The sequence below is a fragment of the Galbibacter marinus genome (assembly GCF_000300875.1).
Lineage (GTDB): Bacteria > Bacteroidota > Bacteroidia > Flavobacteriales > Flavobacteriaceae > Galbibacter > Galbibacter marinus.
Window position 1 is genome coordinate 1 of sequence record NZ_AMSG01000008.1, and the last position, 25,453, is coordinate 25,453.

Genomic DNA, 25,453 nt, shown 5'->3' on the forward strand with positions numbered 1-25,453 from the left:
ACAACTTCGCTTGCTTTTGGAATACAAGGGAATGCTTATGGGCGTCCCTGTAGTTGTTGTTAATCCTCGATTCACTAGTCAGATCTGTAATGTATGTAAACATATTGGTAAACGAACTAACAAGCACTTTAAGTGCCAAAACTGTGGAAGCCATATGGATGCTGATGTGAACGCATCTATTAATATAGCTACCCTTGAACGCGCCATAAACCGTGTCGGAAAATCGAATGATATGTGTTGCACTATTGCTCATGTTCATTCAGGTTTAAAACCCAATCCATCGCTATGCGTGGTTGGGTAGTTTATTTTAGTAAAAAGCAGATGCATTACCCAAGTGATTGTAGGGTCTCATTGGAAAGTTTTAAACACCTCTGAAAAGTTTCTTCTAAACTAAGGTTTGTACTATCAATTTCAATAGCTCCATCAGCCTTCATTAATGGAGAGTCTGACCGAGTGGTATCAATTAAATCACGTTTTTGAACATTCTCCAAAACCGCTTGATAAGTTACCTGGTCTCCTCTTTCTGTAAGTTCTAAGTAACGCCTATGTGCTCTAACATCCGCGGAGGCTGTCATAAAAAGCTTTAATTCTGCATCTGGAAAAATAACAGTTCCAACATCCCTTCCATCCATTACAATAGCTTTGTTTTTTCCCATTGCCTGTTGTTGTTCGACCAACTTGTGACGAACTTCAGAAACGGCAGCCACCTCACTAACCACATGAGATACTTCAAGTGTTCGGATCTGTTTTTCCACTAGATCTCCATTGAGGTAGATCTCAGGGAGCCCAGTGTTACTGTTTAGTTTAAACTCAAGACGAATCTTATCAAGTGCTTGAATCAATTGGTCTTTTTGAAGTTCTTGGTTGCGAAACATATCGTTAATCAAGGCGTAATACGACACGGCACGGTACATAGCCCCTGTATCGACATATACATATCCCAGAGATTTAGCTAATTTCTTAGCTATAGTACTTTTACCTGTTGAGGAATATCCGTCAATAGCAATGGTGATTTTTCGCATTTCAATGGTTATATAATTGTTCCACGTATTGAAGTGTAATTTTTCAATACGTGGAAAATCATTGTTTTAAATATTATAATTTTTTAGCATTTTTGACCTTGGAATCTGTGATGGCTAAATCTATAACCTCACTCATTTCCTTCACATAATGAAAAGTCAATCCTTTAAGGTATTCTTCCTTGATCTCCTCAATATCTCGTTTATTTTCTTCACACAAAATAATCTCTTTAATTCGCGCTCTTTTAGCGGCAAGAATCTTTTCCTTTATTCCTCCCACTGGTAGGACCTTTCCTCTTAGAGTAATCTCTCCAGTCATGGCCAAACTCTTCTTCACCTTTCGCTGAGTAAAGAGTGAAACCAGTGAAGTGAGCATGGTAATTCCAGCACTTGGACCATCCTTTGGTGTTGCTCCTTCTGGGACGTGGATATGAACGTTGTAATTATCAAAAATATTGGGATCAATGCCTATTGATTTTGCATTAGACTTGATATATTCCATTGCGATGGTAGCAGATTCTTTCATTACCTTACCTAAGTTACCCGTAATGGTTAAGGCACCTTTACCCTTAGATAGTATAGATTCAATGAATAAAATATCACCGCCAACACTAGTCCATGCAAGACCTGTAACCACTCCGGCAACATCGTTGTTTTCATACTTATCACGCTCCAATCTTGCAGGACCTAATACATCCTCCACATCTTTCACACTAACCTTCACGTTATACTCCTGCTCCATTGCGATGGATTTTGCAGCAAAACGAACCATTTTGGCTATTTGTTTCTCTAGGCCTCTGACTCCAGACTCACGAGTATATCCTTCTACGATCTTTTCCAGTTCACGTTTTCCAATTTTCAGCTGGCTTGAGGTCATTCCATGCTCTTCCAACTGTTTTGGCAATAAATGGCGCTTGGCGATCTCTACCTTCTCTTCAATGGTGTATCCTGTGACATTAATAATCTCCATTCGATCTCTTAAGGCTGGTTGAATCGGCCCCAAGTTGTTTGCCGTAGCGATAAACATTACTTTAGAGAGATCATACCCCAGCTCTAAGAAATTATCGTAAAACTCACTGTTTTGTTCTGGATCTAAAACCTCTAGCATTGCAGAGGACGGATCTCCACTGTGACTCACAGAAAGCTTATCAATTTCATCAAGTATAAATACAGGGTTAGAGGTACCTGCTTTTTTCAAGGATTGAATGATTCGACCAGGCATCGCACCAATATAGGTTTTACGGTGACCCCGAATCTCAGCCTCATCACGTAAGCCTCCAAGTGATATTCTCACATACTCTCTACCTAGAGCCTCTGCGACAGATTTCCCCAAAGAGGTTTTACCAACCCCTGGAGGACCGTAAAGACATAATATGGGAGACTTCATATCATTTCTAAGCTTTAAAACAGCTAAATATTCTATGATTCTCTTTTTGACATCCTCTAAACCATAGTGATCTCTATCAAGGATTTTCTGTGCACGTTTTAAATCAAATTTGTCTTTTGAAAATTCACCCCATGGCAAATCTAAGTACAAATCCAAGTAATTCCTCTGAATGGAATATTCGGCTACTTGTGGATTCATACGTTGTAATTTTGCCAATTCCTTTTCAAAGTGCTCTTTTACTTTAGTGTCCCACTTTTTTGCTTTGGCTCTAAGTCTCATTTGTTCAACTTCCTCCTCATAAGAACCACCACCTAGTTCTTCCTGGATGGTCTTCATTTGCTGATGAAGGAAGTACTCTCGTTGTTGTTGATCCATGTCAGATCTCACTCGAGATTGGATATCATTTCTAAGGGCTAACTTCTGAAGTTCGATATTCATATACTTCAGGGTTGCCAATGCACGTTCCATTAACCTTGAATTCTCCAGTAATTTCTGTTTATCAACTACCTCCAAATTTAAATTGGAAGAAATAAAATTCACCAAAAATGAATTACTTTCAATATTCTTAATAGCAAAAGAAGCTTCGGAAGGGATGTTCGGACTCTCCTTTATAATCTGAAGCGCCAACTCCTTTACTGAATCGATTATGGTAGTAAATTCTTCGTTATCAAGATCTGGCTTCTCTTCGGGTAACCCCTTAATGGTCGCTGTGATATAAGGTTCAGTCTCTAAAATCCGATCAATTTCAAAGCGTTTTTTACCTTGGATAATAACCGTGGTATTCCCGTCAGGCATCTTTAAGACTCTTAAGATCCTAGCTACAGTTCCCACCTGATTGAGATCCTTTACCTCTGGATCTTCGATGGACTCATCTTTTTGAGATACTACTCCAATGACTTTACTACTATTGGAGGCGTCTTTAATTAGTTTTATGGACTTATCTCTACCTGCAGTTATAGGTATGACTACCCCTGGAAATAAAACGGTATTTCGAAGAGGTAAAATCGGTAAACTCGCAGGCAAGGATTCGTTGTTAATTTCCTCCTCATCTTCCGGTGTCATCAACGGAATTAATTCGGCGTCGTCATCAATATGTTGAAGTGACAAATTGTCAATATTAAAAAAATTATTCCTACTCATAGTTTTACGTGGGTCATTCTGTCATTAATAACAGAGGACATTTGACTTTTAAATATTTTATAAAGCGTTCTACTATTGCTTCCTAGCTATTATATCCACAATAGCTTTTTTTCGTTTAACTATATAGGCAATTGCTGTGCCATTTTCACCCATAATGGTAAAATAAAAGTCAGACACGCACCTGATATTCTTTATAAGATGCACCTAACTGACTTTAATTCGCTGCAGGAATACTTTTGGGAGTTGGTATATATTGTCATGAGCAAGTCGAAAGAGACTACATAGAATAGACAACTAATTTTAATTATACTTCGATGTATTTGTGTTTAATCCCATACAACACAAGTCCAATTCTACTTCTAACTTCAAGCTTATCGAATAAACTTTCTCTGTAGCCATCAACGGTTTTAGGCGATAAAAACATTTGGGTAGCGATTTCCTTATAGGTCATCTCAGTACAAGCCAATTTAAGAAACTCAATTTCCCTGTCCTTTAATTTGATCCCACTACCAGCATCGATTTTCTCCTTGCGATCGATTGTTTCAAGAAGTTTATTGGTAATTTTATCAGAATAATAAAATCCGTTATAAATCACATCATTCAATGCACCTTCAAAAATTTTCGGATGAATGTCTTTGAGAAGGTATCCTTTAGCTCCCAAACGTAGCATTTTAATAATCGTCTCTTCACTATCATCCATTGATAGAGCGATCGCTTTTTGCTCTGGTGCGTTATCGTTTAGCCATTCCATGGTTTCAACTCCACTCATTATAGGCATATTAATATCTAACAATACAATATCAGGAGCACCGTATTTTTGCATACATTCAATAAAATGTTCGCCATTTGTAGCGTGGAAGCTTACTTGGTATCCTTCAAAGGACTCTATTAAGGATGTTAAGGATTTGGCAAACAATAAATGATCATCTACTACAGCTATGGTATGTTTCTGGCCCATAATCAGGTTAGTTTGGTTGGATAATTCAAAGTTACTGAAACTCCTTTATTTTTGCCAGTTTTGATTGAAAAATCTGCTCCAATAAGTTCACTTCTGCGTTGCATATTCATAATACCACTTCCCTTTTTCTCAGATTCTAAATCAAACCCCACTCCATTATCGGTCGCGTTTACGTATAATTCTTCGGGTAGATAGTTTAGACTAATGGTTAATAAAGAGGCTTTGGAGTACTTGACCACATTAGAGAAGCATTCTTGAAATATTCTAAAAATAATGATTTCGTCCTTTTTGTTTAAATGGTAAGGTTCACCTTGCACACAGTATTCAATACGAAGGAAGTTTAAGCGCTTGAAGCGATTAATTTCAAGTTCAAGGGATTCTTGAAGTCCCCTACTGGAAACAAAATCATTGTTCAGGGTGTGCGATAATTGCCTGAGCTCCTTTAAACCTTGTCCTAAAACATCTGAAGCTTCTTTAAAGGACTTCATCTTATCCTCTGGAACTTCATTCTGCAACATATTCAACTGTAACTTTGCCACCGAGAGTAACTGCCCTATATTATCGTGTAACTCCCAACTAATATTTCTAAAGGTTTGTTCTTGAATTTCTGTTTGAGCCTTTGCCAATTCTTGCTCAAATCTTTGTTTTTCCTCAGCATTTTCGATAAGCAACTGTGTTTTTCTTCTTTGATAGGCTAAAAAAAAGCTTATAAAAAAGGCTAACAAAATTACAATCAGTATACTTACATATACAATCAGACTAATTATTTCCTTTTGGTTTTCCATAGGATTGTAGGGAACTATGGAGCATCTATATGAATTTTCACAAAATAAATGCTCAAAATTATTAATTATACAAAACTAAGCCTTACGACTATCTTTATAAGGGGTGTTTTTCCCTGTTTTACATCAAAAGTGTTGCAACTTTTCTTCATGACTAGAGTACTTCACACTCACAATAAAGCCGATCACAAAACAACCATACATCACATAATTGGATAATACCAGTATGTATACATAAATGGAGGCTGAGAAGCTGAGTTGTTTGGCAAAAATAAAAATGGGCATGGTCACCAAATTAAAGAAAAGAATTCCTATAGTGAGCCAAAAAGGTAAGGTTCGATAAAAGCTGAGAATCTTATCACTTTTGAGAATGGTCATAAAATAAAAACAAATGGCCACTACTGTAAAGGCAACACCAGCGAACATATGAGATTGTAGCCACGATACCATAAGGTCTTGATAGTTCAACAGACTATGAATCACAAGCGCGGAGTAAATAGCAATACATAGGTCAATCGCCCCTGCTGATCTACTATGCCTTAAAATTGAGCGGTAATACCACAGATAGACATAATATGAAACTATGGAAAACATACTTCCAACCCAGATACTCGATGCAATAAGTTCCTCTGGTAGGATATATGCCATTAATTTAAGGAAATTCCAATCTGGATAAAAAAGTCGAGCTGTGGGTAACAAGTTTAGTAATTCTATTAAAAAGGTAAACCATAGAAAAGGCATAAAAATCCAAGATTGTGAATCTTTATACCTTTTATAGGTGATCGTCGCAATAACTGCTGTTAAAAAGACTGCAAAGATTATGGTCTTTTTTAATAAAAATTCAAAACTCAACATCAATTCACAAAATCAATTATTGAGGATAATTCGCCGATGGTGGATTTCCATCGCTACCATATTCTAGGGGGTCTACAGCGGTTATATCACTTGGAACGGCATTAAAAGGTAAACTCAGCGGTACCATGTTCCCTTCTTGCTTTTCATCGCCCATAGTACCAGTTGGAGTGATAAAGGTGGTTAAAAAATTATCTTTTTCACCTTGACCCTTTTTTGGAAAAACACCAATATATACTCTAAATCCATCCACTTTTCCCCCACTGTTTTCTACCTTCTCAATAGAACTGTCAATATATGTAAGTAGCTGGTCTACTGAAAACCAATCAGAAACGGCAAGTTCAAATTTAGGCTTTCGGGGTTTGATTATTATTGGTTCTTTAAGCGCTTGAATCTCTTTTAGACTCAGTTTATTTTCCAAGGCGGCCAACAGTTTAGCATTGTGTTCTTTATAGTATGCTAATGAATCAGACTGAGCAAATAACATCTCCATATCCTTAATATAGCGTTTGCTCATATTCTCAGCCTTTGTAGGAGGTAATTTATGCTTAGATAACTCTACGGGTTTGTAGTTTAATACTCCGCCTTGTGGTTGTGAACAGGAAGAACTAATCAATGATCCGACAACAATAACGGATTTCAGGATTAATTTCAATTGGTTGGTTTTCATTTTAAACAAATTTGGTTAATGAATTTGATCCTAATAAATTGTTATACAGTATATAAAATTCACCACGAAGATACTCTAAAAAAACTGAGCATCCACTTTCGCTAGTTTACAGTAATTAAATGTAACCTATTTAATATTAACACATTAGATTAATAAATCAGTATTTAAAATACGATTTTTTCACATTAATTTCGATTAAAAGTAAAAATTCAACGGTGTAAGGCATATTGATAATCAGCTATTTGCAAAAACACTCCGTCGAAAACAATATTGATAAATGCCTGAAACAATTTTTAATTTCTACCCGCGTTGAGTAGATTTGAGTACTAAACCCATTTAAAATGAATAGAAGATCATTTATTTCAACAGGCGCCCAAGTTTCAATGTTATCAATGTTACCTACTGCGAGTCTAGCGGCATCAAATTCTATAAAACCAACATTTAGCACAGTAGAATTAGCAAGTATACTTCCTAAGAAACTAAAAAAAGGAGATACTGTTGGTTTAATTGCTCCAGGATATTCATTGTCCTCCAAAGCCTTAGAGAACGCATTAAGTAATGTAAGGGCAATGGGTTTTAAGCCATACCATACCCAGAGAATTATAGGACATCACGGGTATTTCAGTAATACTGACAAGCTAAGAGCCGAGGATTTAGAAGACATGTTTTTAGACCCAGAGGTTGACGGTATAATTTGCGCTAGGGGTGGATATGGTTGTACTAGGATTTTAGATAGAATCAACTACGACTATATAGCACAAAATCCAAAAGTCCTTGTTGGGTTTAGTGATATAACTGCCTTAGCCAACACTATCCATAGCAAAACAGGACTCGTTACTTTCCACGGCCCAGTAGCTACCACATTGGACAACTCCTACAACCGTGATAATCTATATAAAATTATCACCCAGCCTAGGGACCATATCAATATTAGATCAGAGCGCTATAGTCCACAAATAATGCAAAATGATGACACTTTTGAGCAGTACGTCATTAACCCAGGTATTATAACTGCTCCCCTTGTAGGTGGCAATTTATCACTATTATCAGCCATGTGTGGAACGCAATATGATGTAGATTACACTGGGAAATTGGTATTTATAGAGGATATCGAAGAAGATCCGTATCGCATCGATCGGATGTTTACTCAACTTCTTAGTGCTCCTACTTTTAAACACGCAGCAGGAATTGTTCTTGGGGTTTTTAAAGGATGTAATGAACCTAAAAGGGTTTCCTTTTCTTTAAAAGAAGTGATTTTAGATCGGATTAAACCATTAAGTATTCCATCTATTTATGGATACTCAATTGGCCATATCGATCGAAATCTCACCCTCCCTATTGGAGTCAAAGCTACTCTTAATACAGATACTTTTTCCATAGAACTCATTCAAAGAGCTCTCCGGGACTAACATCTTAATTGATTTTGGTGTAAATTTGAAATATGGTTTTTACAACTCAGCGATTACAAATAAGACGCCTTACTTTTGAGGATATTGATCCATTTCACAAAATGCAAAATGACCAACAGGTTATGCGCTATGTGGGTGGAAAAGTATTTTCGTACCAGGAAAACAAAAAAGACCTTGAAAACATTCTTAAATTCTACAACACTCCTAAAAATGATTTCTGGGTATGGGCCATTGAATTATCCAGCACAAAAGATTTTATAGGAACCGTTGCACTGGTAAAAAATGAAAAAGGTGAACACGAAATAGGGTATCGATTATTGAAAACTTATTGGAAACAAGGATTCGGTAAGGAAGTAACCAATGGTCTAATTAAGTACGCATTTGAAGAATTACACCTAAAAGAAATTGTGGCTTATGTTGACAAAAATAACATTACCTCGGTTCGAATCCTAGACAGTACGTTCAATTTCATCAAAGAAATTTACAACGAACAGGACAACTGCATCGATCGTTATTACAAACTTTCTAATTAATCTTCGGGTAATGTGTAAGGATCAACTGGCTTAATTCGCCACATCACTTATGAATTTTATACGATATAACCTTATTTCGTCATCCTCATAATCTCCATCAAACTCTTCCATAGCGTGTGAAATCTTGTCATCTTGAGCCTCTAAGAAATAATCCTGTAACTCTTCCTGTTGATCTTCATCAAGGATCTCATCAATCCAGTAATCTAAATTGAGCTTGGTTCCCATATAGACAATCTGTTCCATTTCTTTTATCAAATCGTCCATAGAAATTCCTTTAGAGGATGCTATGTCATCCAAGGGCAATTTGCGGTCAATATTTTGAATCACATAAAGTTTTAAAGCAGAATTGGCCCCTGTAGATTTTACCACTAAATCATCTGGCCTAATGATATCATTATCCTCCACATACTGTTGTATAAGTTGTAGAAAAGGTTTACCATATTTTTTTGCTTTTCCTTCACCCACTCCATGGATGTTTAACAACTCCTCGGTATCTACAGGATATTTAAGAGCCATATCCTCTAGTGAAGGATCTTGGAATATTACAAAAGGAGGGACTTCCAATTTCTTAGCCTGTTGCTTTCTTAAATCCTTCAAAAGGGATAATAGTTTTGGATCTGCAACAGCACCACCTCCCTTGGTGGCTGATACAATAGTATCGACATTTTTATCGACATAACTGTGATCTTCGGTCATTTTAAAGGACTCTGGATGATTTAAAAACTCTACACCCTTGTCATTTAAATGCAATACTCCATACTGCTCAATTTCTTTTCGAATATACCCCTGAACGAGTACTTGGCGAATTAGTGCCATCCAATAAGCAGCATCGTTTTCTTTTCCAATTCCAAAAAATGGTCGCTCGTCGGTTTTATGCGATTTTATAAGAGCATTCACCTTTCCCACTATGGTGTTGACGATTTCTTTAGCCTTGTATTTTTCTTTTGTTCCTTTGATCACCTTAAGGAGTTTAACCACGTCATCCATGGCTTCTCGTTTCTTCTTCGGATATCGAACATTATCATCCATGGAAGCCCCTTCTCCTGTCACTGGATCAAATTCTTCGCCAAAATAATGAAGTATATACATTCTTCTTGACATAGAGGTCTCGGCATAAGCCACCATATCCTGTAATAAAGCATGACCAATTTCCTGTTCCGCAACGGGCTTACCGCTCATGAACTTCTCTAGTTTCTCGATGTCTTTATAAGCGTAGAATGCTAAACAATGTCCTTCTCCCCCATCGCGACCCGCTCTACCAGTCTCTTGATAATAACTCTCTATACTTTTTGGGATATCGTGATGAATTACAAATCGCACATCGGGTTTATCGATTCCCATTCCAAAAGCGATTGTTGCAACTACCACATCCACATCTTCCATTAAAAACATATCCTGGTGCTTAGCTCTTGTTTTAGCATCGAGACCAGCATGATAAGGAACAGCTTTAATTCCATTAACCTCAAGAGTTTGCGCCAGCTCCTCCACCTTTTTACGACTCAAACAATAAATAATACCAGATTTACCAGTATTTTGTTTTACGAATCGAATGATATCAACATCAACATTTTTTGTTTTAGGACGAACTTCATAATAAAGATTTGGCCTATTAAATGAAGCTTTAAACACATTGGCTTTCCCAATTCCTAAATTTTTAAGAATATCTTCTTGAACCTTTTCTGTAGCAGTAGCTGTAAGGGCAATAATAGGAATATCATCGCCAAGACGTTGAATTATCGTTCGGATGTTTCTGTATTCCGGTCTAAAGTCATGCCCCCATTCTGAAATACAATGCGCCTCGTCCACTGCGACAAAAGAAATTTTTACCGTTCTAAAAAATTCGATATACTCTTCTTTGGTCAAGGACTCTGGTGCCACGTATAGCAACTTTGTTACACCACTAGTAATGTCCTCTTTAACCTGGCGTATTTCCGATTTATTTAATGAAGAATTTAACACATGTGCTATACCTTTATTAGAAGAAATTCCTCTAATGGCATCCACTTGATTCTTCATCAGTGCAATTAAGGGAGATATTACAATTGCTGTCCCCTCTTTCACCAGAGCAGGCAATTGATAGCAAAGGGATTTTCCTCCGCCAGTAGGCATTATAACAAACGTATTGTGATCGTTAACGATACTCTTTATTACCTTTTCCTGTAATCCCTTAAACTGACTGAATCCAAAATATTCTTTTAGCGACCCCTGTAAGTCAATTTCAGCTGAACTCATCCTTTCGTTTTACTATTTTATATACATTTGCACTACTAAAGGTACTAATTAATCTTTAGTTTTTGCAAATATAAAATTTTTAAAATTTGAGTACCAAAAATGCGATTATAGCTAATGCTATTAAGGTCATTGATACTGAGAGCAATGCTATCAAAAACCTTGCCCAATTTGTGGACGACGCCTTCGCTGATGCTGTAGAGTACATTTATAACTCAAACGGTAGAGTAATAATTACTGGCGTCGGAAAGAGTGCGATAATCGGCACAAAAATCGTCGCAACTCTAAATTCAACGGGCACACCTGCCGTTTTTATGCATGCTGCAGATGCTATCCATGGGGATCTAGGTACTATACTAAAGGACGATGTGGTGATTTGTATTTCCAAAAGCGGAAACACCGCAGAGATTAAGGTATTGGTTCCTTTTTTAAAAGAAGGCCCTAATAAACTCATCGCCATTACCGCAAACCCAGATTCATATTTAGGACAAGAGGCTGATTATATTTTAAACGCTTATGTGGAAAAAGAAGCTTGCCCAAATAACCTTGCTCCTACCACAAGTACCACCGCACAATTAGTTATTGGCGATGCACTGGCGATTTGTCTGTTAAGTCTTCGTAAATTTAGCAGCGCTGATTTTGCCAAATATCATCCCGGAGGCGCTTTAGGAAAAAAACTATATTTGCGAGTCAAGGATATTGCTCGCATGAACCTCAAGCCACAAGTCTCAGAACAAAGTAGCGTAAAGGATGTGATCGTGGAGATCTCAGAAAAGCTCATGGGAGTAACAGCAGTTACGAGGAATGAAAAAATCATAGGTATTATTACCGATGGTGATATACGTAGGATGCTAAGCAAACATGATTACATCAATGATCTAAAGGCTAAAGATATCATGTCAGAGAACCCTAAAACAGTCAATGCCGATATACTGGCAGTAGATGCGCTTGATGTCATGGATGAATTTGGTATTTCGCAGCTTTTGGTGGAAAAAAATGAAAATTATTACGGAGTCATACACCTACATGACTTAATTAAAGAAGGAATCATATAATGACAAAGAAGATTGGAACTGGAAAAGAAGAAAAAGAAATGTCTTTTCTCGACCACCTTGAGGTATTAAGGTGGCATTTAATAAGGTCAACCTTGGCGGTAATCATTGTCGGAGTTGTCGCTTTTATTGCAAAGGATTTTATATTTGACACCATCTTATTTGGTCCCAAAAAAGCCGAATTCCCAACCTATCAGTTCTTTTGTCAGATTTCAAAATCGCTTGGTCTAGATGAATCCTTTTGCGCAGGACCCGATTTTAGAATTCAAAGTAGACAAATGGCAGGACAGTTTTCTGCCCATATTTGGACATCTATTTGGGCTGGGTTTATTTTGGCTTTTCCTTATATTCTTTGGGAAGTATGGCGATTTATTAGCCCAGGTCTTTATGAAAACGAACGTAAAAATTCAAGAGGTTTTATTCTAATCGCTTCTTTATTATTCTTTATAGGGGTATTGTTTGGATATTATGTCATCTCCCCACTATCGATAAACTTCCTAGCTAATTATCAGGTGAGTCAAGAGGTTTTTAACGACATTGATTTAGCTTCTTATATTTCAACTATACGATCCTCTGTAATTGCTTGCGGAATTATATTTGAGTTACCAATTATTATGTACTTCCTCACTAAAGTAGGTATAGTAACTCCTGATTTTCTAAGGAAATACAGGAAGATTTCAATAGTAGTTGTTTTGATCCTCTCAGCAATAATTACTCCTCCTGATGTGGCTAGCCAAATTATCGTAACTATCCCTATATTGATCCTATATGAAATGAGTATTTACATTTCTAAAATCGTTTTAAAAAGAGAGGAACGTAAACTAAAGAGAGAGAAAGCAAAAAACAAAGCATAGTATGGCCAATCAAGTTGAGGAATTTAACGCCTACCGCAATAAAATGAATGATCGCATTTTGTCTGATAACAACAAAGTGATTAAACGCATTTTTAATTTAGACACCAATGCTTACATGGAAGGTGCTTTGGATGTAAAAACCAAGGAGCTCCTAGGTCTAGTTGCCTCCACTGTTCTTCGTTGTGATGATTGTATTAAATACCATTTAGAGACCTGTTATAAAGAAGGCCTTACTAGGGATCAAGTTGTCGAAGCTTTGGGGATTGCAACTGTAGTTGGTGGGACAATCGTTATACCGCATCTTCGAAAGGCCTATGAGTTTTGGGATGCTCTACAGGAACAAGAATCCTAAAACTATTCTAAATTGAAGAAATTTAAATTCTAATTCCATATTTTTGAATTTACGCTGTTAAATTTAAGAGATTCAAAACATAACAATGAAGTTAAGAGCTGAAAATATAATGAAGTCCTACAAAGGGCGCAAGGTTGTAAAGGGAATCTCACTTGAGGTAAATCGCGGTGAAATTGTAGGATTGTTAGGACCAAATGGTGCAGGAAAAACGACCTCTTTCTATATGATTGTGGGGTTAATTAAGCCTAATGGAGGTAAGATCTTTTTGGATAATATGGAGATTACTAAATTTCCAATGTACAAACGAGCACAAAACGGAATTGGATATCTGGCCCAGGAAGCTTCTGTTTTTAGAAAGTTAAGTATCGAGGATAACATCATGAGTGTTCTTCAACTTACCAAGCTGTCTAAAAAAGAACAGAAAATGAAAATGGAAGCGCTTATTGATGAATTCAGCCTCGGACACATAAGAAAAAGTCGAGGGGACTTACTCTCTGGTGGAGAGAGAAGGAGAACTGAAATCGCTCGAGCACTGGCTACTGACCCTAGTTTTATTTTACTTGATGAACCTTTTGCAGGTGTAGACCCTGTTGCAGTGGAAGATATTCAACGAATCGTTGCTCAGTTAAAAAATAAAAATATCGGAATCTTAATTACCGATCATAATGTTCAAGAAACCTTAGCCATTACAGAGCGCTCATATCTGATGTTTGAAGGAAGTATTTTAAAGGCTGGAGAGCCTGAGGAATTAGCAGCCGATGAAATGGTAAGAAAAGTATACTTAGGTCAAAACTTTGAACTTCGAAAAAAGAAATTAGACTTCCACTCATAACTTAAATTATTCCGAAATCATGAAAACATTTGGACTATTATTCTCCTCCCTAAGCCTCGTTATATCCTTGAGCTGTAATGGAAACTCCAATAAGAAGGATTCTCAAAATGAACAAAAAAACAGTAGCCCACAAGAACAACTAAGTTCTGATCAAGAAAATTCACAAGAGTCACTTGTGGATAAAAAATGGAAGCTCACCAAACTTTTAGGTCGTGAGGTATCAGAATTAGATAGCAGCGCACAACGGGTTTTTATTCAATTTTCTACCCAAGAGAATCGATTGAGCGGAAATTCTGGTTGTAATTCATTTGGTGGCACTTATACCCTAAAACAAGGCAATCGATTCGAGACAAGTCAATTAATCAGCACCATGATGGCTTGTGAAAACATGGAAATCGAAGATCAATTCATCGGTGTACTTCAAAAAGCAGACACCTATATAATCAATGAAAACACTCTTCAGATTACCAAAGCAAGAATGGCGCCATTAGCAGAATTCGAATTGGAAAATTAATTAATCCGATTCTAAACTCAACTACCCTTCTAAATAAAAATTTGTAGCGAATAACTCTATCTTATTTTTATAACCTAGGCTGCTTTGGCGTAATTTGACCAAACAGACAATAGTATATAGAGTAGGATTATCATCGGAATTCCAGCATACTGCAATAAAATTAATAGTAGCAGAGCTATTATTAAAAATACATAACGTATCGCATTTTCCTTAAATCCCCAAGTCTTAAATTTTAAAGCAAACAGTGGGATTCTGGCATTTAGAATATAGGTCGAGAAAATTGTTAATCCGATTAAAAACCATTTGTTTAAAATTATCGCATCAAAAGCGCCAGGCTGATAATACAGCATCAGTGGTAGAGACAGAATTAAAAGTGCGTTGGCTGGGGTCGGTAGGCCTATAAAAGATGTAGTTTGTTCTTGATCAATATTGAACTTGGCTAGACGATAGGCCGATCCTAAACTCACTAGGATTCCAAATAATGGTAAGAGCTTTAAAGTTTCAAAGCCCTCGACAGGATGAGTACCAAGGATGGTTGTTCCTGGAATAAAGTTTTCTCCTAGACTCAATTGAAATAATTGATATAGCACAATACCAGGAACCACACCAGAGGTCACCACATCAGCTAATGAGTCCAATTGCAATCCCAATTCACCTTGCACATTAAGAAGCCGAGCAGCCATTCCATCGAAGAAGTCAAAGAAAATTCCCGCAAAAACAAAATAGGCAGCCAAAACTATGTTTCCTTGAACAGCCAATATAACAGCAGTAATACCAGCTGATAAATTTAATAATGTTAGTGCATTAGGAATATATCTTTTCATAATTTTTCTCTTCGAGGTTCGAATAAGTAAAATTACAATTTAATTTTAATTCGGGTGTTTAATTCCACACTAGACTTATGTAAATGTTAAATAAAGTAAGAAGCTAAAAACCCAAAAAAACAATCTTTAAAAGGAGTTCCACTGAATTCCCAAATGGCATTACCCATAACTAAGTTTAAGACTGCTATAGGAGTGTGATTAACTATGTTGTTTCATAAATATACTGAGCAAACCCATTCCATTGGACCCGCCATAAACGGCGATAGAAAATCGAATGCTATGTGTTGCGATATCACTCTTGTAGCTTCAGGTTTAAAACCAATCCTTCGCTACGTGTTGTTGGATAGTTTATTTATTATTAAGATATTCGTGTTCTAATTTGCAACGATGAACAAACGCATAATTCTAGCCACTCTTTCTGGTTTACTTCTAGGCCTGTCATGGCCAACATACGGATTAGCCTTATTAGTATTTATCGGATTTGTTCCCTTATTGATTGCAGAACATGAAATTCGCAGCTCCGATTCTAGCAAGAAAAATCGAAAGGTATTTTTCACTGGCTATATTACTTTCTTAATATGGAACTCCATTACCACTTGGTGGATTTGGTATTCTACCCCTTTCGGGATGCTCTTTGCAATTTTAGTGAATTCCCTATTAATGGCTATTGTGTTTCTATTATACCATATTGTAGCCAAGCGTTTACCTGCAAAGATTCATTTGGTCTTTTTAGCAGCTATCTGGATTGCATTTGAAAAATTTCATTTGAATTGGGATTTTTCATGGCCTTGGTTGAATCTAGGAAATGTTTTCTCTGAGAACATTCATTGGATACAATGGTACCAGTACACGGGTATATTTGGAGGCAGTATTTGGATTTGGCTAGTGAACATCGGACTTTTTAAAGTGGTAACGCGATATAATAAGGATTTTAATAAAAGACTCTTAGGCATTGGGATTGGAAAAAATGTATTAATCATTGCCATTCCCATTATCATTTCGTTATGGATCTTCCAAAAGTATGAACCAGGAACAAATAAAGTCAAAGTCACTCTATTGCAACCCAATATTGATCCCTATTCTGAAAAATACAATATTCAAAACACTCAGGTGGCTCAGGATCTCATTACCTTAGCTAAAGATAATGTGACTCAACAAACGGATTACGTAATCGCCCCAGAAACGGCACTCTCTCGAGGAACCTCCATAAAAAACTTTGACCTCTCGCCAGAGAAACGAATCTTACAGCAATTTGTTAACCAATATCCAGAACTACAATTTATTACCGGTGTTGATTTTTATCAACAATATCCAAGCGGTCGAAGACCGTCTCTTTCTGCGAATTACTATCCACAAGGATGGTTTGATTTTTACAATGCAGCAGTACAAATTGATTATTCAGGTAACAGTCAAAAATACATAAAGTCTAAGTTAGTCGTTGGGGTTGAAACCTTCCCGTTCAAAAGTGTTCTTGAACCCTTATTGGGCAATGTCATGTTAGACCTCGGAGGTACTGTCGCCATGAGAGCTACTCAAAAAGATCGCTCTGTTTTTATCAATAACACAAAAGGAATCAGTGCAGCACCTATTATCTGTTATGAATCAATTTATGGAGAATTTGTAACTGGCTATGTCCAAAAGGGTGCCAATTTTTTAGCCATTATCACAAATGATGCATGGTGGAGTGATACACAAGGCCATAAGCAACATTTGAGTTATGCCCGTCTTAGAGCCATAGAAACCAGGAAAAGCGTAGCTAGAAGTGCAAACACAGGTATTTCAGCCTTTATTAATGAAAGGGGTGAAATAACCAAGCAATTAGGATATGGATTAAAAGGGACCCTATCAGCGGAGATAACCACCAACAAAAAAGAAACATTCTATGTAAAATACGGTGATTACATCGCTAGAATCGCAGCCTTGTTAGCCGTTATGATATTTCTATTCGCAATCGCTAAAAAAAAGAAGTGAGCCAGTGCTTACTTAAAGGTCAATTTTGAAATTCTTCCATTCCCTGCAGCGTATGCAGTACTATCGCTAGTAAACTTTATGGTATAGAAAGGTTCATCTGATAATTGTTTCCAATTCTCACCGGAATCATTACTAAAAGAAATTCCCGTAAAGCCAACAGCTACTAGCTCTTTTGCTTGGCTACCTGGGAGATATTGTACACATGAACGATATCCAGGGTCTTTTCCTTGGGCGATAAGTTGCCAAGTCTTTCCACCATCGGTAGTAAAGGCTTTATTAGCAGTGTTATCTTCTGGCTTGGTATAATCTCCTCCTATTATAAATCCCGTTTTTTCATCATAAAATGCTATAGAATAGATTCCTTGAGTAGGTTCACCTTGAACTATAGGTGTGTTGTAAACTTCCCAGTTCATTCCTTTATCTGGGGAGTAAAATACACGCGCTTTGGATCCTCCTGTAGCTATCCAAGTGTGATCACCAATCACAGCGATATTTGTATTACTCGCGGCAAAGGCATACTCCTCTTTAGATTGATCTGGAAGCACTCCACAGTTTAGTTTATTCCAGCTCTTCCCACCATCTCTTGTTATGATAATCGACAAACAACCATCTGTAGGGTCCCCAACTGCAATTCCTTCTTGATCATTCCAAAATTCCATAGCATCGTAAAATACTCCTTCTCCTTTTTCTTTATAAACTACTTCCATCTGACCATGATCCCCTGTTTTATACAATAAAGCAGGACTCTCTATACTGAGCATATAAAAATCAGTACTTGTAGATGCCACAGCTCTAAATTCCAATTCAAGGCTATCGTATGCGATTTGTTTTGAAACAGTTTTGTTTCCTTGAGTATTGTAAATACCAAAGGTGTTATTTGAACCAGCAAACCCAAGATTTCCTTGCATAAGGGTTATGGCTCTTATGCTTGTGGTATCAAGGTAAATGTCCTGAACCTCAACTTTTGTATACTGATGAGGTTGGTAGGTTTGATTGACACATGATCCCACAAAGACACCTAAGAAAATGAAGATAAGTTTCTGCATAATACGAATATATTTCTTTTGATAAAAATAAGTTTAATAGTTCACAAAGCAATACCTTTGCACCCAAATTGTACAACTTAAAAAAAGTTGAACTAAAAATACTTTAATTATTTATGCGACTTCACAGAAATCTAGTATATGCCGTCATTGATGGACTCCAGCTTATTTTTAATGAAGATAAGTATGCTGATAAAGTTGTAGAACAACTCCTTAAAAGAGATAAGCGTTGGGGTGCACGGGATCGTGGTTTTATAGCAGAAACTACTTATGAAATCGTAAGGTGGAAACGATTATATGCACAGATTGCGGAAGTTAAAGAACCCTTTACTAGAGAAAACCTATGGCGAATCTTTGCAGTTTGGGCCATTTTAAAAGGTATACATCTACCCGATTGGAAACAATTAGAAGGTACACCAAGTAGACGAATCAAAGGAAAGTTTGACGAACTAAATAAAATCCGAAAATACCGAGAATCCATTGCAGACTGGATGGATGAAGTTGCTGTTAAAGAACTCGGTGAAGAGGTATGGGATAAGGAAATACACGCCTTAAACCAACAAGCGGACGTTATCTTAAGAGTTAACAGATTGAAAACCGACAAGAAAACACTTCAAAAATTACTGCGCCAAGAGAATATCGACACTGATTTTATAAACAATTATCCTGATGCCTTACTGTTAAAAGAACGATCAAATATCTTTAAAACGGAAGCTTTTCAAAATGGCCTTTTTGAAGTCCAAGATGCTTCCTCACAACTAGTAGCAGAATTATTAGAAGTTGAACCGGGTATGCGGGTGGTTGATTGCTGCGCAGGTGCTGGAGGTAAAACTCTTCACTTAGCTTCCAAAATGGATAACAAAGGACAGATTATCGCTCTTGACATCTATAGCAACAAATTAAAAGAACTTAAAAGACGGGCGCGTAGAAATGGTGCTCATAATATAGAAACTAGAGAAATTGATTCTAATAAGGTTATTAAGAAACTTCACAATTCAATGGATAGGGTCCTAATCGATGCTCCTTGTAGTGGACTTGGAGTGTTAAGAAGAAACCCAGATGCAAAGTGGAAGCTACAACCTGAGTTTCTAAATACCATAAGAGAAACCCAACAAGAAATCCTAAGTAATTATTCGAAAATGCTTAAAGTTGGGGGTAAAATGGTTTATGCTACTTGTTCGATCCTTCCCTCGGAGAATCAAGATCAAGTCTCAGCCTTTTTAGCCTCTTTAGAAGGACAAGGATTCAAACTATTAAAAGACAAAAAAGTACTAGCATCTACTTCTGGATTTGATGGTTTTTACATGGCTCTCTTGGAGAGAACTAACTAAAAAGGGCTCCATTACATGACCAACATTCAACTAACCACACCAAAAGCATTACTGCTTATTTTTTGGGTTTCAACCCTTATTTTTAGTTGTAAAAACAGTAATACAACTGAAAAATCAACAAGCAATATTGAATTTCACAAGGATAGTGTATTGCTTAAAATTCCCTCTGCGTTAAAATCCTACTATAGCCAAGTTGATTTTAACAAAGATGACCTTGTTTTATATGAAGACTTGGCTACCACTACAATTTCCAAACACGTAAACATCCAGAGTTATAGTGCTCGGCATAAACAACTCTACGATATTGATGCAAAAGTAGGCCAACGTGATAGTGTTGTTCTTATATATTCTGGTGAAATCCGCTATAGAGAGGAGTTCCTCTCTGGAGGCAACAATTACAAACCACAGACATTTAACACAGAACATGTATACCCCCAATCATTAATTGTCAATACAGCAAAAGGTGATTTACACCACTTAAGAGTTTGTGATAACCGCGTAAATTCTAAAAGAAGTAATTATCCATTTACCCAGGGACAAGGAAGCTATAAAGTAATAGACAAATCGTGGTTTCCAGGAGATGAGTGGAAGGGAGATGTTGCAAGGATGATTATGTATTTAAATCTTCGATACGCCGAATCTTTTGAAGATGCTGGGTCTCTTGAACTCTTTCTTAATTGGAACGTAGAAGATCCAGTGAGTGATTTTGAAATCCAACGCAATGATCGGATAGAAAAAGTTCAAGGAAATCGTAATCCTTTTATAGACAACCCTTATTTAGCCACTATGATCTGGGGAGGACCAAAGGCTGACAATCATTGGAAGTGATCACTTAAGTATCTTACCCACCATATTCCCTTGCAGAGGTCAATATTTTCTATAAGCACCACTACCCTATTTCTAATTCATAGTGCAAGAATTTCCACAATGTTAGGTAGTTTCTTAACATTTTAGCTCTCATTTCAATTTCCAATTTTGATTATCTTTGGAAGCACTTGAAAATCCAAAAAGAAAACTAAAATGAAAAAATTACTTTTAATCACTTTTATGCTTAGCTTTTTACAATCCTTCAGCCAAGAATCTGCAACAGCCTTTGCTAATTTTGATAAATATGCCGAGCAAAATGCCGCACTCGCTCCTGCCAAAGCCAACGAAGACCGTGTTGTCTTTATGGGAAATTCCATTACTGAAGGTTGGATAAATGCACGTCCTTCGTTTTTTGAAACAAATCCTTATATAGATAGAGGTATCAGTGGACAGACTACCTCTCAGATGTTACTTCGTTTTCGTAGAGATGTCATTGATCTTAGCCCTAAGGTTGTGGTATTTTTAGCGGGGATTAATGATATAGCAGAAAATACCGGGCCGATTGCCATTGAAGATATTTACGGAAATATCATCTCTATGGTGGAACTTGCGCAAGCCAATCAAATTAAGCCTGTAATTTGTTCGGTACTACCGGCTAACAACTTTCCTTGGAGGCAATCCATTAAACCAGCCGAAAAAGTCATTGAATTAAACAGCTTATTAAAGCAGTATGCAGATAATAACTACCTAGTGTATGTGGACTATTTCACCGCCATGGTTAATGACCAAAAAGGATTAAGCCCAGAATTAGCTCACGACGGGGTTCATCCAACTGTTAAGGGGTATAAGATCATGGAGCCACTTGTTAAAGCGGGAATCCAAAAAGCTTTAAAAAAATAATTGCAAAGCCCCCAGTGCAAAGGGAGTTTAGAGCACCTTAACTTTACAAAACGTCTACCGACAACCTAAAAGTCTGTAGGTGTTTTAATACCGTTATTTTGATTTTAAAATCACCAATTATAAGTAGCCTAAAATAGGATAGAATTACTTAAATTTGCACTTTATTTTATAGAACAGGTCTCATTAAAAAGACATAAACACAGCAACCCTATGATTCTTTTCTTCGGAAACCCGAAAACTAAGGTTTACGCCGTTCAAACCAATAGCGAACTTTCTAAGGAGGATACCTCAAAACTCGTTTGGTTATTTGGCGATCAGCCAAAAATAGATTCGGCGTCCATTGACGCTTTTTTTATTGGCCCGCGAGCAGCGATGATTACACCATGGAGTACCAATGCAGTGGAAATAACACAGAATATGGACATTCGAGGAATTATTCGAATTGAAGAATTTCTGTCTTGCTCAAGTGACACTACGGATTTTGATGTGATGCTATCTCAGAAATTCAATTCCTTAAATCAATCAATCTTCCAGGTGGATATTAAGCCAGAAGCTATACAAGAGATTGATGATATAGCCGCATACAATGTAAAAGAAGGACTTTCTCTAAATGAAGAAGAGGTTGAATATCTGAATCAACTTGCAGAAAAATTAGGACGTAAATTAACCGACTCAGAGGTTTTTGGGTTTTCTCAGGTCAATTCAGAGCACTGTAGACATAAAATTTTTAATGGCTCTTTTGTTATCGATGGCCAAGAAAAAGAACTTTCGCTTTTTAAACTAATCAAAAAGACCTCAGAAGTAAATCCGAATACTATTGTTTCTGCATACAAGGATAACGTCGCATTTTTAAAAGGACCTAAGGCCACTCAATTTGCACCTAAAACTGCAGAACAACCTGACTACTATCAAGAAAAAGAATACGACTCCGTATTATCCATAAAAGCAGAAACCCATAACTTCCCTACCACTGTAGAGCCCTTTAATGGTGCTGCTACAGGATCTGGAGGGGAAATTCGCGATCGATTGGCTGGTGGAAAAGGATCTTTACCATTAGCAGGTTCTGCCGTTTATATGACCTCGTATTCAAGATTAGAAAAAGACCGCTTATGGGAAGACAATATGGCGGAGCGAAAGTGGTTATACCAATCCCCTATTGATATCCTAATAAAGGCTTCTAATGGGGCTTCAGATTTTGGAAACAAATTTGGTCAACCACTAATTAGCGGGTCTGTTCTAACTTTTGAACACGACGAGGCTCATGATGAATTTGGAGATAAAGCGAGAAAACTAGGCTTCGATAAAGTTATTATGTTAGCTGGAGGAATTGGTTATGGAAAAGAGTCCCAAGCTATAAAAGAAAAGCCTCAACCTAGTGATAAAATTATTGTACTAGGAGGTGAAAATTACCGTATTGGTATGGGTGGTGCAGCTGTTTCATCAGCAGATACTGGAGAATTCAGTAGCGGAATAGAACTCAATGCTGTCCAACGTTCCAACCCTGAGATGCAAAAGCGTGTTGCCAATGCAGTTAGAGGCATGGTAGAGAGTCAGGAGAATTCAATTGTATCTATTCACGACCACGGGGCAGGAGGACATTTAAACTGTCTCTCTGAACTGGTTGAAGATACTGGTGGACATATTGACCTAGATAAACTTCCTGTGGGAGATCCTACCCTATCTGCCAAAGAAATTATCGGTAATGAATCCCAAGAGCGAATGGGACTTATTATTGCCGAACAAAATAAAAGCAAACTTATTAAGATCGCTGAACGCGAACGCACCCCTCTCTATGAAGTTGGTGAGGTATCAGAAGACCAGATCTTTAGTTTTCAATCAAAAACCAGCGGTGACAAACCTATGGATTTAGCACTTTCCGATATGTTCGGAAGCTCGCCTAAAACAGTAATGACTGACACCTCTATTGAAAGAACTTATAAAGACAAACCATATACTTTAGAGAAGCTCCAAAGTTATTTAGAGGCTTTATTACAATTGGAGGCCGTTGGAAGCAAGGATTGGTTGACCAATAAGGTAGACCGATGTGTATCTGGTCTGGTTGCAAAACAACAGTGTGCTGGCGAACTTCAACTCCCTTTAAATAACTGTGGTGTGATGGCCCTCGATTATAAAGGAAAAGAAGGTATTGCAACCTCTATAGGCCATTCTCCTATATCTGCACTTATTGATCCAGTGGCTGGAAGTAGAAATTCTATCGCTGAGGCGCTAACGAACATCGTTTGGGCTCCACTTGAAGAGGGTCTAAAATCAGTCTCTCTATCTGCCAATTGGATGTGGGCTTGTAAAAATGAAGGAGAAGATGCACGCTTATACCAAGCTGTAGAAGGCTGTTCTGAGTTTGCTATCGCACTTGGAATTAACATTCCTACTGGTAAAGACTCCCTATCGATGAAACAAAAGTATCCAGATGCCGACATCATCGCCCCTGGAACTGTGATTATATCTGCTGGTGGTCATTGTAGTGATATCAAAAAAGTAGTTGAACCTGTCCTGAAACAAAATGCAGGAAGTTTGTACTACATCAATTTATCAGAAGATCAGTTTAAATTAGGAGGGTCTTCTTTTGGACAAATTATAAACACTATCGGAAGCCAAGCGCCTACGGTAACCAATCCTGAAGGATTTAAAACAGCATTTAACACACTTCAAGAGCTTATCAAAAACAATCAGATTGCCGCAGGACATGATATAGGCAGTGGCGGATTAATCACCACCTTATTGGAGATGTGTTTTTCAAATACTGATCTAGGTGCACAACTCAACCTATCTTCTCTTGGGGAAAAGGATTCTATTAAAGTCCTCTTCAACGAGAACATCGGTGTAGTTATACAAGCTAATGATGACAAAGCAGTTGAAGCAGCTTTTGAAAAATCAGGAGTTGTTTTACATAAAATAGGAAATGCAGTTCAGGGAGATCGGCTTCAAATATTAAATAATCAAGATAGCTTCTCCTTTAGTGTAAGTCATCTTAGAGATGTTTGGTTTAAAACATCATACTTACTAGATCAAAAACAAACCAAGAATGATCTTGCAAGGCAAAGATTTAACAATTATAAAGTTCAACCGCTGCGTTATGAGTTCCCAAAACATTTTACAGGTAAACTCGAGTCAGTTAGCGGAAACAGACCAAAGGCGGCTATTTTACGTGAAAAAGGAAGTAATTCTGAACGCGAGATGGCCCATGCAATGTACTTAGCTGGATTTGATGTTAAGGACGTTCATATGACCGATTTAATCAGCGGTCGTGAAACCTTAGAAGATATTCAGTTCATTGGATCGGTCGGAGGTTTTTCTAACTCTGATGTCTTGGGATCAGCAAAAGGATGGGCTGGCGCGTTTTTATACAATGAGAAGGCCAATCAAGCTCTTAAGAATTTCTTTAACAGAAAAGACACCCTGTCTGTGGGTATATGTAATGGATGTCAACTGTGGATGGAACTTGGATTGGTTTATCCCAATCACGAACAAAAACCACAAATGCTCCATAATGAGAGTGGTAAACACGAGAGTATTTTCACCTCGGTAACCATCCAAGAGAACAATTCGATAATGCTAAAATCTCTAGCAGGAAGTACATTGGGAATATGGGTTTCTCACGGAGAAGGGAAGTTTAAGCTTCCGTATAAAGAAGATCGCTACAACATCGTCGCCAAATACGGATACCAAGAATATCCTGCAAACCCTAATGGATCGGATTACAATACCGCTATGATGGTTTCTGATGATGGAAGACACCTAGTTACTATGCCACACTTTGAACGTTCCATCTTTCAATGGAACTGGGCAAATTACCCAGAAAATCGAAATGATCAAGTTTCCCCATGGTTAGAAGCATTTATCAATGCTAGAAAATGGCTGGAAAACAAATAAATAAGTAAAATTTACTTACCCTGTAATTAAAGGAGTTATCACAGGTAGCTCCTTTTTTTATATCTTATTTTGAAAATAGTCAGCAAATTTCATATTTTGCATA

General features: G+C 37.2%; 22 protein-coding genes. 13 read left to right on the plus strand and 9 right to left on the minus strand.

The annotated features are described in order from the left end of the window. Window positions 1-301 (plus strand): zinc ribbon domain-containing protein (locus I215_RS07490; protein WP_008991356.1); only part of this gene is annotated, 301 nt, incomplete at its 5' end. Between the two features lie 25 nt (window positions 302-326). Here the strand turns inward: I215_RS07490 and cmk are convergent. The 6 genes from cmk to I215_RS15710 all read right to left on the minus strand — a co-directional run bounded on the left by cmk (window position 327) and on the right by I215_RS15710 (window position 6,808). Continuing rightward, on the minus strand, window positions 327-1,022 hold the full coding sequence (cmk, locus tag I215_RS07495; protein ID WP_008991357.1) for a (d)CMP kinase: 696 nt from the start codon (window positions 1,020-1,022) through the stop codon (window positions 327-329). Window positions 1,023-1,095: 73 nt separating this feature from the next. After that, complete coding sequence (gene lon, locus I215_RS07500) at window positions 1,096-3,546, minus strand: endopeptidase La (protein ID WP_008991358.1); 2,451 nt, start codon at window positions 3,544-3,546, stop codon at window positions 1,096-1,098. Between the two features lie 304 nt (window positions 3,547-3,850). Next, on the minus strand, window positions 3,851-4,504 hold the full coding sequence (locus I215_RS07505; protein WP_008991359.1) for a response regulator: 654 nt from the start codon (window positions 4,502-4,504) through the stop codon (window positions 3,851-3,853). Window positions 4,505-4,506: 2 nt separating this feature from the next. Next, window positions 4,507-5,289 carry a sensor histidine kinase gene (locus tag I215_RS07510; RefSeq protein ID WP_008991360.1) on the minus strand — a complete coding sequence of 261 codons (783 nt, stop codon included), beginning with the start codon at window positions 5,287-5,289 and terminating at the stop codon, window positions 4,507-4,509. Between the two features lie 123 nt (window positions 5,290-5,412). Continuing rightward, window positions 5,413-5,934: a hypothetical protein gene (locus I215_RS07515; RefSeq protein WP_156800229.1), complete on the minus strand. Its 522-nt coding sequence runs from the start codon at window positions 5,932-5,934 to the stop codon at window positions 5,413-5,415. Window positions 5,935-6,157: 223 nt separating this feature from the next. Continuing rightward, window positions 6,158-6,808, minus strand: a complete 651-nt coding sequence (locus I215_RS15710) for a hypothetical protein (RefSeq protein ID WP_008991362.1) — start codon at window positions 6,806-6,808, stop codon at window positions 6,158-6,160. 341 nt (window positions 6,809-7,149) lie between these two features. Here I215_RS15710 and I215_RS07525 point away from each other — a divergent pair, with 341 nt between their 5' ends. Together I215_RS07525 and I215_RS07530 are read left to right on the plus strand one after the other, a co-directional pair. Then, complete coding sequence (locus I215_RS07525) at window positions 7,150-8,217, plus strand: S66 peptidase family protein (protein ID WP_008991363.1); 1,068 nt, start codon at window positions 7,150-7,152, stop codon at window positions 8,215-8,217. Window positions 8,218-8,249: 32 nt separating this feature from the next. Continuing rightward, window positions 8,250-8,750 (plus strand): GNAT family N-acetyltransferase, encoded by a 501-nt coding sequence (locus I215_RS07530; RefSeq protein ID WP_008991364.1) that lies wholly within the window; start codon window positions 8,250-8,252, stop codon window positions 8,748-8,750. A 30-nt stretch (window positions 8,751-8,780) separates the two neighbouring features. Here the strand turns inward: I215_RS07530 and recQ are convergent, their stop codons facing one another. Next, on the minus strand, window positions 8,781-10,982 hold the full coding sequence (gene recQ, locus I215_RS07535; RefSeq protein WP_008991365.1) for a DNA helicase RecQ: 2,202 nt from the start codon (window positions 10,980-10,982) through the stop codon (window positions 8,781-8,783). An 86-nt stretch (window positions 10,983-11,068) separates the two neighbouring features. On the opposite strand from recQ, the gene I215_RS07540 reads away from it, so the two are divergent. The 5 genes from I215_RS07540 to I215_RS07560 all read left to right on the plus strand — a co-directional run bounded on the left by I215_RS07540 (window position 11,069) and on the right by I215_RS07560 (window position 14,583). Continuing rightward, window positions 11,069-12,034 carry a KpsF/GutQ family sugar-phosphate isomerase gene (locus I215_RS07540; protein WP_008991366.1) on the plus strand — a complete coding sequence of 322 codons (966 nt, stop codon included), beginning with the start codon at window positions 11,069-11,071 and terminating at the stop codon, window positions 12,032-12,034. Further along, window positions 12,034-12,885: a twin-arginine translocase subunit TatC gene (gene tatC / locus I215_RS07545; RefSeq protein WP_008991367.1), complete on the plus strand. Its 852-nt coding sequence runs from the start codon at window positions 12,034-12,036 to the stop codon at window positions 12,883-12,885. The genes I215_RS07540 and tatC overlap by 1 nt, the downstream gene beginning before the upstream one ends. A 1-nt stretch (window position 12,886) precedes the next feature. After that, window positions 12,887-13,237, plus strand: a complete 351-nt coding sequence (locus I215_RS07550) for a carboxymuconolactone decarboxylase family protein (protein ID WP_008991368.1) — start codon at window positions 12,887-12,889, stop codon at window positions 13,235-13,237. An 85-nt stretch (window positions 13,238-13,322) separates the two neighbouring features. Beyond that, on the plus strand, window positions 13,323-14,069 hold the full coding sequence (gene lptB, locus I215_RS07555) for an LPS export ABC transporter ATP-binding protein (RefSeq protein ID WP_008991369.1): 747 nt from the start codon (window positions 13,323-13,325) through the stop codon (window positions 14,067-14,069). 19 nt (window positions 14,070-14,088) lie between these two features. After that, complete coding sequence (locus I215_RS07560) at window positions 14,089-14,583, plus strand: META domain-containing protein (RefSeq protein WP_008991370.1); 495 nt, start codon at window positions 14,089-14,091, stop codon at window positions 14,581-14,583. 74 nt (window positions 14,584-14,657) lie between these two features. On the opposite strand, the gene I215_RS07565 is transcribed toward I215_RS07560, so the two are convergent. Next, window positions 14,658-15,407: a CDP-alcohol phosphatidyltransferase family protein gene (locus I215_RS07565; RefSeq protein ID WP_008991371.1), complete on the minus strand. Its 750-nt coding sequence runs from the start codon at window positions 15,405-15,407 to the stop codon at window positions 14,658-14,660. 387 nt (window positions 15,408-15,794) lie between these two features. Between I215_RS07565 and lnt the strand changes: the two genes are divergently transcribed. Continuing rightward, window positions 15,795-17,378: an apolipoprotein N-acyltransferase gene (gene lnt / locus I215_RS07570; RefSeq protein WP_008991372.1), complete on the plus strand. Its 1,584-nt coding sequence runs from the start codon at window positions 15,795-15,797 to the stop codon at window positions 17,376-17,378. 8 nt (window positions 17,379-17,386) lie between these two features. Here the strand turns inward: lnt and I215_RS07575 are convergent, their stop codons facing one another. Continuing rightward, window positions 17,387-18,424, minus strand: coding sequence for a WD40/YVTN/BNR-like repeat-containing protein (locus I215_RS07575; protein WP_008991373.1), 1,038 nt, complete (start codon window positions 18,422-18,424; stop codon window positions 17,387-17,389). Window positions 18,425-18,537: 113 nt separating this feature from the next. Between I215_RS07575 and I215_RS07580 the strand changes: the two genes are divergently transcribed. From I215_RS07580 to purL, 4 genes are all read left to right on the plus strand, one after another. Beyond that, window positions 18,538-19,752, plus strand: coding sequence for an RsmB/NOP family class I SAM-dependent RNA methyltransferase (locus tag I215_RS07580; protein ID WP_008991374.1), 1,215 nt, complete (start codon window positions 18,538-18,540; stop codon window positions 19,750-19,752). 15 nt (window positions 19,753-19,767) lie between these two features. Next, window positions 19,768-20,580, plus strand: a complete 813-nt coding sequence (locus I215_RS07585) for an endonuclease I family protein (RefSeq protein ID WP_008991375.1) — start codon at window positions 19,768-19,770, stop codon at window positions 20,578-20,580. Window positions 20,581-20,772: 192 nt separating this feature from the next. After that, window positions 20,773-21,459, plus strand: a complete 687-nt coding sequence (locus I215_RS07590) for an SGNH/GDSL hydrolase family protein (RefSeq protein WP_008991376.1) — start codon at window positions 20,773-20,775, stop codon at window positions 21,457-21,459. Between the two features lie 210 nt (window positions 21,460-21,669). Continuing rightward, on the plus strand, window positions 21,670-25,350 hold the full coding sequence (gene purL, locus I215_RS07595; protein WP_008991377.1) for a phosphoribosylformylglycinamidine synthase: 3,681 nt from the start codon (window positions 21,670-21,672) through the stop codon (window positions 25,348-25,350). Window positions 25,351-25,453 lie beyond the last annotated feature (103 nt).